6 protein-coding genes are annotated in these 14616 nt (G+C 48.9%); 3 read left to right on the top strand and 3 right to left on the bottom strand.

The annotated features are described in order from the left end of the window. Positions 1 to 59: 59 nt before the first annotated feature. Positions 60 to 1334, bottom strand: a complete 1275-nt coding sequence (locus HMPREF1535_RS08905; protein WP_046145913.1) for an SGNH/GDSL hydrolase family protein — start codon at positions 1332 to 1334, stop codon at positions 60 to 62. Positions 1335 to 1336: 2 nt separating this feature from the next. Next, positions 1337 to 3055, bottom strand: coding sequence for a glycoside hydrolase family 3 protein (locus HMPREF1535_RS08900; protein ID WP_010801107.1), 1719 nt, complete (start codon positions 3053 to 3055; stop codon positions 1337 to 1339). Between the two features lie 268 nt (positions 3056 to 3323). Here HMPREF1535_RS08900 and HMPREF1535_RS08895 point away from each other — a divergent pair, with 268 nt between their 5' ends. From HMPREF1535_RS08895 to HMPREF1535_RS08885, 3 genes are all read left to right on the top strand, one after another. Further along, on the top strand, positions 3324 to 7394 hold the full coding sequence (locus HMPREF1535_RS08895; RefSeq protein ID WP_046145912.1) for a hybrid sensor histidine kinase/response regulator transcription factor: 4071 nt from the start codon (positions 3324 to 3326) through the stop codon (positions 7392 to 7394). Between the two features lie 281 nt (positions 7395 to 7675). After that, positions 7676 to 9847 (top strand): right-handed parallel beta-helix repeat-containing protein, encoded by a 2172-nt coding sequence (locus HMPREF1535_RS08890; RefSeq protein ID WP_046145911.1) that lies wholly within the window; start codon positions 7676 to 7678, stop codon positions 9845 to 9847. Between the two features lie 37 nt (positions 9848 to 9884). Further along, positions 9885 to 11639, top strand: a complete 1755-nt coding sequence (locus HMPREF1535_RS08885; protein WP_046145910.1) for a hypothetical protein — start codon at positions 9885 to 9887, stop codon at positions 11637 to 11639. A 137-nt stretch (positions 11640 to 11776) separates the two neighbouring features. Here the strand turns inward: HMPREF1535_RS08885 and HMPREF1535_RS08880 are convergent, their stop codons facing one another. Beyond that, complete coding sequence (locus HMPREF1535_RS08880; protein ID WP_046145909.1) at positions 11777 to 14608, bottom strand: NPCBM/NEW2 domain-containing protein; 2832 nt, start codon at positions 14606 to 14608, stop codon at positions 11777 to 11779. Between the last annotated feature and the right edge of the window lie 8 nt (positions 14609 to 14616).

The following is a 14616-nucleotide window of genomic DNA, read 5'->3' as shown; positions in this document are numbered from 1 at the left end:
TTTTTAATCAATTATACTATTCGTCGATCTCCTTTCATATCCCAGTAATACATACGCGGTCATCTGACCACCTCTCCAACGACAAGGATCTTTCCTATATAAGTATTGAACTCATCGAAATAGGATAATTCTTTCACACCGGACGGTCGTGAAGAATAAATTTCCTTTTTATCGAACCACCGGCTGTCAGGCTTGATTATAACGGTATGCATCCCATTGTCAAGCGTATCGAACAGGTGGTAGGAAGTACGGTTTGTATTACCGCAATACACATCGAATCGGCGTATATACTGCGATCCTTCCCCGTCCGTCTGTACGGAAATACCTCCGGAAGAAGGTCCGATCACATCAAAAAGCCCGGCACGGATACCTTTAAACCGTACCACGATGGAATCTTCCGGATCGGCGGAACTCAATAAAACAGGCAGCTTACCCGAGTCTCCCTGAAAATATTGGTACACCTTATCATCTTTCGTTACAGGCTGCCAACCTCCCGTTCGGACGAATTCATCTACAGAATACATCTTTGCCTGTTCATAATGAGTCGGATACAAAGGGGCAGGCATACGGAAAGCAGCAGAACCGGCTTGTTGCTTTCCTAATTCCGTCAGTGCCGCGGCCAGTGTCCGGGTATAGATCACATGACCGCCATCGAAAGTGGGGTGCGTACCGTCGTTCGTAAAAACAACCTTCCCCGGATAACTTTTATCTTTCTCTCCCTTAAAAACTAATTGATCTTTATTCAGTAAGTCCATCACATCATAAGCGAAGTTGACGGATGGGATGCCGTAGTGCCCGGCGACGTTTTCCATAAAACGGACCGAACGGTAAGTCTTCCCTGCTTTCAGATCATCCAGCATCCCGATATTGAGGGTATACAGAAAGCAGATATCCGTTGCCGGATCCTGCTGTTTGATCTTACGGACAATCCCTTCCATCGAATTGCAGATCAGCAACGAATCGGTTTTCGAATCGTTCACTGCAAACTCAACGAACACCAGGTCGGGATCGTGGCGGAGCACATCTTCATCGGTCCGGAAAACACCCAGGTCGGAACCGGTTCCCCCGATACCGGCATTCACGGCATGGATCTTTATCTCCGGATAGTTCCGTTCCATCCACTCCGTGATCTGCACCCTGTAACCCCGATGGTTCGTAATACTTCCACCCAGAAAGACAACCGTCACTTCCTGCTTCTCCCTGATCTTTGCAAAGAAAGCAGGAAGTCCTCCGCGGGACTGCAAACCGTCCGGATTAATACCTTTTGCCGGATTGCAAAAGAGCAACCCTCCCAAAAGAAATATACAGATCAATGGTAATATGCGGTTTCTCATCTTTATCTATCATTAAAGTTAAACAACGGGGGATTCAGACTGACCGGCGAAACTCCCCGGAACGGTAGTTCACCCGTCAGCACTTTCAGCAACGCCTGATGTGTGGAAGCATCGTTCGAATACGTATTGATATAGGTCGTTACGCGTTCAAAATACTCAGTCCCTACATAGGGGCTTCCCAAAGAAATGACAATGATCTTCTTTTTATCCATCGCATTGGCCGCCCAAACCGATTGTGCTTCATCATCCCATAACTGCAACGGGCCGAAAGGAGTATGCGTATTACGTGCCACAAGGAAAATAACCCGATCGTACTTTTCGGTCGACTGGTCTTCCCATCCCTGATTCTCATATAATATGTTCCGCTGAAAATCGACATCGAATCCCTTTCTGACAAACTCTTCCTTCAGATTCAGTAAACGCGTATAATCCCGATCATTCCCTTTTTTCGCAACAGGAGTTACGGCAACCAGCAATATTTTCTTATCCTTTTCCGGTGATAAAGGTAACTTTTTATCGATATCCCTGACCAACGTTATGGAAGATTCCGTAATCTCCCGGGAAGCCTTTTTTATATCTTTCTGTTCGTCAGCCGTTAAGGCACGCAACAATTTCCGGTCAGGCGACAATAATCCGAAACGCTCCTTCATCGCCCACACACGGCCGACGGCATCATCCAGCCTTTCCATCGGGATCTCTCCCCGGGTAATGCGTGCCTCCAGCGTATCCATATATTGATAGGAGGGCCATAACAAGATATCCACTCCCGCCAAGAAACTCTGTATTTCACCCTCCAGCCGGTCTTCATACCATCCCCGGAAACCGGCCATCGTCATGGCATCAGAGACAATGACTCCTTGGAAATTCATTTCTTTCTTCAGCAGGCCGGTCAATAACTCTTCGGACAAGGTCGCTGGTAGATAATGACCATTCATCTTTTCCTTCTGGTAACAGGGTAAAGTGATATGCCCCGGCATGATACAGGCGACACCGCTATCTATCAATGCTTTAAAAACCTTTCCATGATACTCGTCCCACTTCTCGCGGGATAAGGAATTACAGGTAGTCATCAGATGCTGGTCGCGGTAGTCCACACCGTCGCCGGGAAAATGCTTGATCGTTGCCGCCACACCGTTATCCTGTAAGCCTTTTATCTGACGGGAAAGCAGACGGATCGCCTTGTCGGGGTCGTCCGAGATACTTCTTGTATTGGCGATAGGGTTCAAGGGGTTCAGGTTCAGGTCGGCTACAGGATGAAGTACCCAGGAGATCCCCAATGAACGGCATTCCAATCCAACGCTCTTACCATAGTTATATGCCATCTCTTCCGAATCAGTAGCTCCGAGTGCCATCTCCTTCGGAAAAGGGGTCATTCCCTGCATACCGACACCCATCTCGTAATCTTGCTGGAAGATCAGCGGCATATAGGAAGCCTGCTGGTATTCTTCGACCGATTTTCTGACATACTCCACCCGGTCGGCATCGGGTATTCCGGTAAACAACTTCCAACCCATAAAGTAACCGCTCACCGGATACCGTTTGAAATAAGCTTCCAGCGAACCGTTCCCCAGCTCCAGTTCCAGTTTCCTGTCTGGAAGCATCAGCATGGTCTGCCCGATCTTTTCCCGCAGGCTCAACTGTTTCCAGGCAGTATCTTTCGGTTGCGAAAAGGCGGAAGCTACATATACCAGACTGAATAAACAAATGATTCGGATTTTCATGATAAACTATTTTCGATATTAGATTCTGTTGATTATTCTACGAGGCAAATGTATCTCCTTTACAACGGAACGGCCTTACACACTGGATTCATAAGTTAAGAACATCGTTACTTCTATATGACAGATGTTACATCATTGGGAACTACGTTACAGGGGAACTGAAAAAAGTAAAAAAAGTACCTTCCGACACTGTATATTAACATTCAGAAATCCGTTACTCTAAATAAATACCTATATATTTGGCGTGTTACTTTAATCAAAAATAAGAATGAAAACCATCATTACTCTACTTATCCTGTTACCCTTCATCCAACTATATGCACAAGAAAAGACCGCCTTGTTCAAGAATTATACCGTAAAAGACGGCCTATCGCAGAACACGGTCATCAGGACGTTGGAAGACAGCAAAGGCTACATCTGGTTCTGTACCCGTGACGGCCTGAACCGTTTCGACGGAACCGAATTTGAAGTCTACCGTGCCGACGGCTCGGAAAACTCACTTACCAGCAGCGACGTGACCACCATCACGGAAGTAGAGAACGGCGTGCTCTGGATCGGTTCGCATAAAGGGCTGACCCGGTACGACACCAATACCAAACGTTTCTACCAGTATTATAAAGAAGAAGGGGGCGGAAACAGTCTCTCCGACAACTGTATCAAACATATCTTATGTGACAAACGGAAAAGATTGTGGGTCGGAACGATCAGCGGACTCGATCTCTACAACTCCGAAACAGATGATTTCGAACGGATATCGGATGAAGGTTCCATCTTCTGGCTGATGCAACGGAAGAACGGGAACATCTGTTACCTGGTGAACAACACACTCTGTATTCTCGAACCGGAGTCGATGAAAACAAAGAAGTTCCACTTCGACAACGATGAAAAGCTGTTCTTCCTCTTCGAAGATTCGAACAACAAATTATGGGTCGGCATGTGGAGCTCCGGCCTCAAGTACTTTGAAGAAGAAACGGGAAGACTTATACAGGCTGACTTGTCGTGGACGGACGGTATCACATTCAACAACGAACAGGTTAACTACATCGTAGAAACTGAGGAGGACAATCTGATGCTGGCAACCCGCAATGGACTATTGGTGTACGACCAAAGTAAAAACAAACTGATCAACTGCTTCCGCAGCGAAGATGTAGGCGGTCTAAGCGAAAACACCATTATCTCCCTGTATAAGGACCTGTCCGAGAACATCTGGATCGGCACTTATGGCGGCGGTGTCAACTTGTACACGCCTTACAGCAACTTCTTCATCCCGTATTACCCGGCAAAGTACCTACAGAAAAATATCGGGAACATCAACTCCATCGTCGAATACAAAGGCGACCTGTGGATGGGCACCGACGGCGGACTGATCGTCTACGACCGGGAAGCCGGGACATACGAATATTGCCATTTCCAAATACCCAACTCGAAAACCAACCGGGAGATCAAATACATCCAGAAAGAGGGTGATAAATATCTTTGGATCAGCATCTACTACTGCGGATTATACCTGTACGACATGGAGAAAAGGCAGATCGTAAAAGAGATACCAGACTTCCCCTACAACCAGGTCAGACGTATCACCCGGACTGAAGACGGCATGTATTGGATCGCACTGGGTGTAGACAACCCGATCCTTTTATACGATATGGAAAAGAACACCCTGGCGGCCAGCTTCCCCGTCAAAGGGCGGAACAAGGATGTCTCCCTGATAAACGTACAGGATATATATGCCGAATCCGAATATATATGGATGGGCACCCGCGCCGAAGGACTGTACCGTTACAACGTGCAGACGCAGAAACTGGACCATTTCAGGAACGATAAAGAATCGCCCGACTGCCTCAACAGCAACCACGTCACCTGCATTTACAAAGACAAGAAAGGGAATCTGTGGATAGGTACTTTCGGTGGCGGACTAGCTCTGTACGACCGTATCAAAGAGACTTTCCGCACATTCGACCGGAAAGCGGGACTCGACAACGATGCGATCAGCAGTATCATGGAAGACGAGAAAGGATATCTCTGGATCACCACCCTGAAAGGCATCTCCCGTTTCAACCCGAAAAAGGAATCGTTCGACAACTGGGGATATAACAACGGCTACTCGCTGCTGGAAACAAACCTGCACTCCTGCCTGCGTTCGGGCGATAACCTATTCTATGTGGGAGGAAACAACTTGTTCCTCTCTTTCGACCCCACACAGCTGAGGGTGAACACACGGATCCCCCGCGTCATCATCTCGAAAGTGCTTATCTGGGCGGATAACTTCGGAGAAAAAGCAACCCGCACCTGGATAGAACCGCAAAACGACCGAATAGAACTGAAATACGACCAGACTTCGTTCACCATCCGTTATTCCGCCCTCAACTATGTCTACCCCGAAAGCAACTCGTTTGCCTATATTCTGGAGGGCTTCGACAAGAACTGGACCTACATCGGTAACGAACGGAGCGTGAACTACACCAATATCCCCCCCGGCGATTACATCTTCAGGGTCAAGGCCCGCAACAACGACGGTATCTGGAACAACGTAGGAGCTTCCCTGCATATCAAAGTTTTCCCTCCTTTTTGGAAGACCTGGTATGCTTATCTCTTCTACCTAGCCGTCTTCATTGCGATCATCATCCTCTTTATCCGTTATAAGACAAGAGAAGAAAGGCTGAAGATGGACCTGAGGATCAAGCAGATCGAAAAGACCAACATTGAGACAAGCCACCGGATAGGCGTGCAGATGTTCACCAACTTCTCGCATGAACTACGGACACCGCTCACGCTAATCATCGCCCCGCTGGACGAACTGCTGAGCAAGACAAACCTGTCCCCCGAACTGAAACGCCCGCTCGAACTGATCAACAAGAACGCCCAGCGCCTGCTTTGGCTGGTTAACCGCCTGATGGATTTCCGGAAACTGGAAGCGGGAAAGATGCATCTAAAGGCAGGACAGTACAAACTGGACGATTTCGTCAACGAGATGCTCTTATCTTTCCGCCCGCTGGCTGATAAGAAGAATATCCTGCTGGAATATAACAACACGGGGCGGGAAGCAAAGATATGGTTCGATTATATCCTACTGGAAAAAGTATTCTTCAATCTCTTGTCGAACGCCTTCAAGCACACACCCAAAGGAGGATACGTCATCATCAGCGCCAAAGAAATCGGAGAAGAGGAAATAGTACACACAGAGGAGCTGAAAGATTACCAACCCGTCGGCAATAATCCGAAGTTATTACTCGTCACCGTCGAAGATTCCGGCAAAGGCATCCCGCAGGAAATGCTTCCGAAAGTATTCGAAGCATTCTTCCAGGCGGGGGAGAACGACTATACCAGTGCCTACGGGACCGGTATCGGGTTAAGCCTGACAAAGAGCATCATAGAACTCCACCACGGCCACATCTGGGTGACCAGTGAAGAAAATAAAGGGACCCGCTTCTCGTTTGTCATCCCTCTGGGCAGGGAATTCCTAAAGGAAGATGAACTATTATCGAAGAACAAGGCGATCAAGGTAGAGCATGCCTACGACAAACCGCAGGTTGTTCTCGACGACTCGCCGGTGGAAGAAAACAAAATTCCTGCCCCTCGGAAACGTTACCACCTGGTGGTCATCGAGGACAATGCGGACGTGAGGAACTACCTTTGCGACATGCTGCGCAACGACTACAATATTACTGCCACCGAAGACTGCATGGAAGGTTGCGAAGTTGTGACCAAAGAGATGCCGGACCTGATCATCAGCGACATCATGACACCTCGGATGAACGGCATCGAGTTCTGCCAGAAGGTGAAAAGCAATATGGTCACCTCGCATATCCCGATCATACTGCTGACAGCCCGGGTTACCCTGTCACAGATCAAGGAGGGCTACGATTCGCTTGCCGACGATTACATCATGAAGCCATTCAACCCCGAACTGCTCAAGGTCAGGATAGCCAATCTCCTTGCCAACCGCCAAAAGCTGAGAGAACTGTATGCCCAAAAGATCGTAACCGGAAATTTCCCGACGGAAACGGTTTCTACGGAAGACAAGTTCATGGCAAAGGTTCTCGATTATATCCACAGCAACCTAGACAATACAGAGTTGTCTATCGACAAGTTCAGCGACGATATCGGCATGAGTCGCGTACAGCTTTACCGTAAGATCAAGGCTGTCACCGGCTCTTCGCCGAGCAAGCTGATCCTGGATATCCGTCTAAAAAAGGCTGCGGAGCTATTGTCCACCACCGACGATACAGTCACCGAAGTCTCTTACAAATGCGGTTTCAACGAAGTTTCCTACTTTGGAAAATGCTTTAAAGCAAACTATAATATCTCTCCTTCCGAATATGCCCGGAACTACAGATAAACCCATACCTGCCAGCCTTACGAGGGCCGGCAGGTTTCTTCGGGAACAGTAAGCCTCTGCATGCAAATAACTAAGTCCAAAGGATAGCATCACGGTATCTTCTGACGAAAGGGATACCGTATCAAAAAAGTTACATCAAAGTAACAAAACTCTTATAAAACCGGCTTTATGTAACCATTGTCATACATTTTGAACGACCAGTCCTACTATCCTCCCCCTTTTGTCACGTACTTTTGCCTCGTATCAAACAAACAACAACTTAATTCATTCCATTTATCAGCATGAAGATATTTTATCTGACAATACTGTTCGCCTACCTTTCCCTGGCAACCCTTCCGGCAAAAGGAAGAAAGGTTTACATATCGCCTTTACCCCGGACAGCGGTGCCCGACGGCTCCGTACAGGCTCCGTTCTCTACGATTGAGGAAGCTCTGTCTGCTTTATCTGCCGGGAAAGAAGAAAGTGCCGAACTGATTTTACTCGACGGCGATCATTTCCTGTCCGAAGGTATCCGGCTGTCTGGCAACACCTGTCCGGTCAAAGAACTGACCATTAAAGCCCTCAACTTACATAAAGCCGTCCTTCGTCTCGACAAACCGCTGGCAGGATACCTGAAACCGGTGACCGACGACCGGATCAGAAAACGGGTAAGGAAAGAAGCGGCAGACCGTATCCGGGAGATCGACCTGGAAGCACTCGGCATCCGGGTGGAAACTTTCCCCGAACGGTTCAAAGCCCGGGAGAATTTCCCGCAACTGATCTATCAGGAAGAACTGTTACCGCTTTCCCGTTATCCCAACGAAGGATATCTGTATATGAAAAAGGTTCTCGACAACTTCGGGAACGCAAAGAGAGGGGGTATCTTTGAATACGACGATCCCCGCCACGGCGCCTGGACGGAAGCACTTCCATCGGGTGTATGGTTCACCGGCTACTGGAGGATCCCATGGCAGGCATGGACCGTAAAGATACAGGAGATCGACACCGTCCGCTGTATCGTGACACAGGCGGTAGGCATCGAAACGGAAAATGGGAAAGATGTCGGTATATTCGGAGGCATCGGCTCGAAATACGACCGTCCTTCCGGCTCGGGAAAAGAGAACTATTATGTGGAGAACCTGATCGAAGAGATCGATCGCCCCGGAGAATGGTGTGTCGACTTCACTACCCATAAAATCTATTTTCTGCCCCCCGAATCTTTCGATGAAAGGCAACTGAGCCTGGTTTCACATCCGGCGACCTTGTTCGATATCACCGGAATGAAGAACCTGAAACTGGAAGGCATCATACTGAAAAACCATCTGGGAGATGGCATCCGCATCGCGGAAGGGGAGAAGAATCTCATTGCCGGATGCAGTTTCCGGAATATCCTGGGAAACGCAGTCTCCATAACCGGAGGAAAGGAACACCGGGTACAAAGCTCCGATTTCAGCCATATCGGGCGGACCTGTATCGAGGTGTCGGGCGGTGACCGCCCATCCCTGCAAACCTGCGGTCATAGCATCGACAATAATTATTTCACCCGCTTCGGAGAGATACAGCAGAGTTATGCCCCTGCGGTAAAAGTCGGCTTCTATGAAACCGGGATAGGAATTCACGAAGGGAATGCGGTCGGGATAAAGGTTTCCCATAACCTCGTCCACAATGCTCCCCATGCCGCTTTCATTTATGGAGGAAACCTGAACGTCCTCGAATACAACGAGGTGTTCGATATTGCCCGGAAGACTGGTGATGTCGGAGCGTTCTATGCCCGCTGGGACTGGACTTCAAGAGGGAATGTGGTACGGAATAATTTCATCCACCATATCCCCCGGGCAAATGCCATCTACGGGGATGACGGACATGCGGGCGATTCGATCTACAACAATGTCGTATATCGCGCTTTGGTCGGCACGATCATCGGCGGCGGACATTATAATTACATCAGCCACAACCTCTATGCCGGTTGTACTACAGCCGCCGTCAGCATCGACGCACGAGGCAAACAACGCAATTATAATGCCGGTAACCCGGACTTTGCCGACCTGTTCCGTCTCTTCAGGATACCGGAAGGAACCTGGGACAACCGCTTTCCCGGAATCAGCACTTTCCTGGAATGTCCTCATCTGGAACTCCCCCAGGAAAACGAAATAAGCGATAACATTTTCATCGACTGCAAGGAGGGCGTCCGGAAAGAAGGCCAAGAAGATGATTTCAGATATTCAAGGATAGGAAAAAACAACTGCTTACAACTTCCGGCACCGGACTTCGATGGAGTGATCTTACACAAGGACTTGAAACGAATACCCGAAGTGCAGCCAGACGAACGGTACGAACTGAAGAAATGTGGCTTGTATACCGATCACTACCGGACGGTGTTACCCGACAGAAAGCAATTACTGGATTCGATTGGGAAGCAGGAAGCCGGATTCGATTCGCTGAAAGACCAACAGACCACCAACCGGCACTTCTAAAGAAATAAGTTATTAATAGATATATATTCAAGTATTTATGAAGAAGATATTAGCATGTACCCTCCTGTTTCTGGCGGGAGTACAGGGATTGTTCTCCCAAAACAGGCAGAAAGAGACTTCACCCACAGTCATCATGGATATGGTCCATCATAACCCGGGCGAGGCTTTTACGAAAACCCAATTCAACGCCCCGTCCACGCTGGTGGATTACCATTTCAACGCGCAAGTCATTAACGAGTTCCAGTCGGTACATTGTGCCGTCACCTACGAGTCGCTGAATCCGGCGATCTTCCCGGCAGGCTCTCCGGAAAGAAAGTGGGTCGACTCGCTGGCAACGCGCATCGACCGGAAAATCGAAGAGATACATAAGCACCATCTGAAAGCCTACTATTTCACCGACATCATCGTCCTTCCCCAAAAACTGGTGGAGATATACAAAGACGAAATCTGTGATGCCGCCGGACGGGTAGACTTCAGGCGTCCGAAGACACAGGAGATACACCGTATCATGTTACGAGAGATATTCGACCGGTTCCCAACCCTCGACGGGCTGGTGATCCGTGTTGGCGAAACTTATCTGCACAATATCCCTTACCATACCGGCAACAATCCTATACCCCGCGACGAGAAATCGTGGGACCATAACTTCTCGTACAAAAGCGACGGAGGAGAAAAGATACACCGCGACCTGATCAACCTGCTGCGCGACGAGGTTTGTGTAAAATATAATAAGAAGCTGTTCTATCGTACCTGGGACTTCGGCTACTTCCATACCAATCCCGAATATTACCTGAACGTAACCGATTACGTCCCCATCCACCCGAACCTTTATTTCTGCATCAAGTATGTGCAGGGCGATTATCACCGTACTTATAAATTCAATCCGACGCTGGGAATCGGGCAGCACAAGCAGGTGGTAGAGATACAGTGCCAGCGGGAGTACGAGGGGAAAGGGGCTTATCCCAACTATATAGCCGACGGACTGATCAACGGATTCGAGGAACTGAAGAAAGATACAGTCGTTCATAGCCTCCGTCAGTTGAAGGAAACGCCCAACTATGCCGGTATCTGGACCTGGTCGCGCGGTGGCGGATGGGTCGGACCTTATATCAGCAACGAGCTATGGTGTGATGTCAATACATTCGTTCTGGCGGAGTGGGCGAATCATCCGGAACTGGACGAGAAAGAGATTTTCGCTCGGTATGCCGCGTCAAAAGGCTTCCAAGGAGAAGATATAGAACGTTTCCACCGGATATGCCTGCTATCGGCAGACGCGATCGTCAGGGGACGTGCTTCCCTGGTACAGCCCATCAATGTCTGGTGGACACGCGACCAGTTCATCGGGGGAGAAAAGGAACTGGAGAAGGATTTCAGGCAGATTGTCGAAAAGAAGCTGGTGGATGCCGTCCTTGCCGAGAAAGCCGAAAGTGTAAAGATATGGGAACAGATCAACGCAATTGCAGGAGCGATTGGGAGCGGAGACAAACCGGTTGCCGATTATATCCGGACATCTTCCCGATACGGTCTGCTGCTGTATTCCATTTACGAACAAGGATGGATCATTTTGCTAAAAGGTTATGAAGGAGAGATGACAGGCCATTTCAACAAGCCATTGATCAGAAAAGCGATAAAAAGATATGACAAGCTATGGAAAGATTACCGGAAGCTGAAAGAAACGAAAGCGGACTGTGCGACACTTTACCTGCCGTATGGTTTCAACTTCAGCTTGCCTCCTGCTTATCACGATGAAAATGGAATAAAGAAAACCGTCGACAAATACAGGAACTTATAAAAAAAGGGACTGTCCAAAAAGTCATTCTTTCGTCCTTGAGAATTGAATATTTGAAATCAATCTCAGATAGGTATCCGAAATACTTTTTAGACAACCCCTTTTTTCAATGAAGCACCGCAGGAACCAAACAACGTAAGTTATTTTTCCACCACCAGCCAGGTATTTCCGCGGGCAGGAATAGTCACCTTGATGTCTACCGTATAGTCTCTGTTCAGCTTATAGGTAACCGGAGCGTTCTCTTTCTCCCTAATCTTCGCTACATCGGAGATACCGGTGTAATAAAGCGGAAGCCGGATCGTACGAGTGATCGCCTTGTCGGTCGGGTTAAACAATAGGGCAAAACCTTTCTCCTTCCCTTCCGGATCGACATGCATGAAACCGTCCCAGTCGCGTCCGTCGGCACGGCGCAGATGGATCAGTTCGCTGTTCAGGATAGTCCGGTATTTCTTGTACCAGTCGATCACCTCTACTACGGCTGCTTTCGTTTCCGGTGTATCATACAGACGCGGACCGCGGTAACAAGCCTGTACCCCCGCACCGTAATTCTGGATCATGTGCGCCTTATAATCAGGGATATGATCTTTCAAAGGTTCGAGCGTAGCGGCAGCCCCACCGCCATGATATTGGGTAAGCGGAACGAATGTCCAGCACATACCCGGCAGGCGCTCCCACAAGCCATCGTACATCACCTGGCGTCCCAACACCAACTGCCGTTCGCGGGGAAGCGACCAGTTTACTTCACGGTAACCGATACCGACTTTCGTACCACCGTTCAACATATAACCGAAATCGGGTATATTGGTATAAATGCCATTCTCACACATCCATTGATACAGGTTCACAATCTGCTGGCGTTGTTTCCACTGAGAGTCTTTCAAACCCTTATGATGGGCATGGCTGGTCGAAGCACAGACATTGCCCGGATACGAACCGTCGTTCTCAAATACTGTCATTCCTGTCTTCTCGTAGAAAGAACGTATCTTGCGGAAATAATCGTATCCCCATTCACTGGAGAGGCAGGGAGAACTGCCGAAGATCATACCGCCGCGCTTTCCTGTTTCGGGATTGATCACGTCGACCTCATCGCTAATCCAACGGCTGGACAACAGGGAATAACCGCCCAGTTCGATGCCTTTGGAGTTGGCATATTCGGTGAACTCCTTGAATTTGGTGATATTCGCTTCACTCTCATCCTCCATATTCAGTCCCGAACCGAAGCTGAGGATCACCATCTCATAACCGGTTTCCGCACACTGGTCGATAGCCGTCTTCACCACCTTCGGATCGGAAGATACACAATGCAGGAAGATCGGGTTTTCAGTCGTCCACGGGGCGATCTTACGGTACATCCGCTTCAGGAAAAGTCCTTTCCGGTCACGGTCATCGCTGTCAAAAGGCATCAGCCAGGTACGGAAGCTATTGAACTTAGCACCGTCGGGGATATCTTCGTCCGGCCCCATCGGCAGTTTTACCTCCAGCAGGCAAGGAGTAAGCAGCGGATAATTACATTGTGAAGTATAGCGTGGATCGGTATTCCAGAATTCCGTGCGGTCGGCCTCCCGTTCGGTAAAGCCGAGAAACGCCCAGTCACTCTCGACATGGATATTCGGTTTCAGGAACTGCTCCGGCCTTTTGGCTTCCACCGGTGATTCCGGTTCTGCCATCGCCAGTTGCTCCAAGGTAAATTCATCCAGTGTGATTCCCATACCGCTCTTATTCTCGATCTCCATCCATTTACTGATACAGGGAATACCGTCATAGAGGGCATAATTCAGTTTCACCTTCACACCTTTCAGGTAATCCGGTCCTTCCAGATAGAAAGAGAGAACCTTCCCTGTCGTTTCACCCGGCTTCACCAGCGACCAGCGTTTGTTCGCCCAAGCGATACGGGGAGCCAGTTCAGTAATATCGAACCCGGTCACACGAAACGAATTCGGAAGGATCGTCAGGCTGTCGACCCATTTATATTGTGTATAGCCATACTCAAACTGCCCGTCGAGGCCACCAAGCGTATACACTTTATCATCGATTTTCAGAACACCTTCGTTACTGACGGCACGCAGCATACTTTCCCCTGTCATCTGGTTAACCAGGTCGACAGTCGCCAGATTCGGATAGATACGGAAGATACGGCTTACCAATCCATTGGAAAGGACAATATCTTTGCCGTTATGCGTCTGATATACGCCGGCCTTCACCCCTTTGGCATCGAGCAGCCAGTCCGACTCCGGACGCGCCACCGGCAAATCGATGGCAGGCAGAGCAGCGACCTTACTGCGCAACGCCCTTTCCACCTCAGCAGGCATTGTCTCGATAGCCCCTTTATAATCAGCATTCACCAGCGAAGGCTTAATCTCATTATAAGAAAAAACAGGCTCGATCCAATCGGCATGGTCACCGCTTACACCGTCGCCTCCATCTTCAACGACCAGTTCCAGTACATCGACCCCTGAAACATCGAGCGACACCTCACGAGCTTTCTCGCCTCCACGGACCATACCGCTGTTATACAACTCCTTTCCGTCCCCCACCAGGCGAAAGACAACGCTTCCCTTATCAAAGGAGCCATCACCGGCACCTACTCCGACAAACTGCTTCTTTCCTCCAGCACCGTCGGTCTGATAAAACAGCATCGTTCCGTCCGTCATCGGTATCTTACTGAAATCTTCTTTTTTATAATCCAGCGAACGGTCGTTCACACCCACCTTGCAGGTAAACAACCCGGTATTCTTCCGCAGGCTCAGTTTGATCTTACTGTTTGCCTGTACGCCTATCCCTTGTCCGAAATGCTCACCGCCCACCGTCAGTTTCTCACCGGTAACAGCTGCATTCTTCATCGGCGAACCATACTGCTGGTAGGCCAGGGATAAATCCATATCCGGCAGGGATATTTTATTCTGGGCACTGATATCCCAGCTTGAAAAGAAAAATCCTCCCATAAGGAGAAATAAAGAGATCGTCTTTTTCATGTTAGTCA

Origin of the sequence: Parabacteroides goldsteinii DSM 19448 = WAL 12034, from assembly GCF_000969835.1 — a bacterium.
GTDB classification, from domain to species: Bacteria; Bacteroidota; Bacteroidia; order Bacteroidales; family Tannerellaceae; genus Parabacteroides; species Parabacteroides goldsteinii.
Note: the sequence above shows the minus strand (reverse complement) of the source record. Positions and strands in the feature narration are given on the sequence as shown.

What these genes read in the sequence shown, in the direction of transcription:
- HMPREF1535_RS08905 (WP_046145913.1), bottom strand. Translation starts at nt 1,334, where the DNA reads ATGAGAAACCGCATATTACCATTGATCTGTATATTTCTTTTGGGAGGG.
- HMPREF1535_RS08900 (WP_010801107.1), bottom strand. Translation starts at nt 3,055, where the DNA reads ATGAAAATCCGAATCATTTGTTTATTCAGTCTGGTATATGTAGCTTCC.
- HMPREF1535_RS08895 (WP_046145912.1), top strand. Translation starts at nt 3,324, where the DNA reads ATGAAAACCATCATTACTCTACTTATCCTGTTACCCTTCATCCAACTA.
- HMPREF1535_RS08890 (WP_046145911.1), top strand. Translation starts at nt 7,676, where the DNA reads ATGAAGATATTTTATCTGACAATACTGTTCGCCTACCTTTCCCTGGCA.
- HMPREF1535_RS08885 (WP_046145910.1), top strand. Translation starts at nt 9,885, where the DNA reads ATGAAGAAGATATTAGCATGTACCCTCCTGTTTCTGGCGGGAGTACAG.
- HMPREF1535_RS08880 (WP_046145909.1), bottom strand. Translation starts at nt 14,608, where the DNA reads ATGAAAAAGACGATCTCTTTATTTCTCCTTATGGGAGGATTTTTCTTT.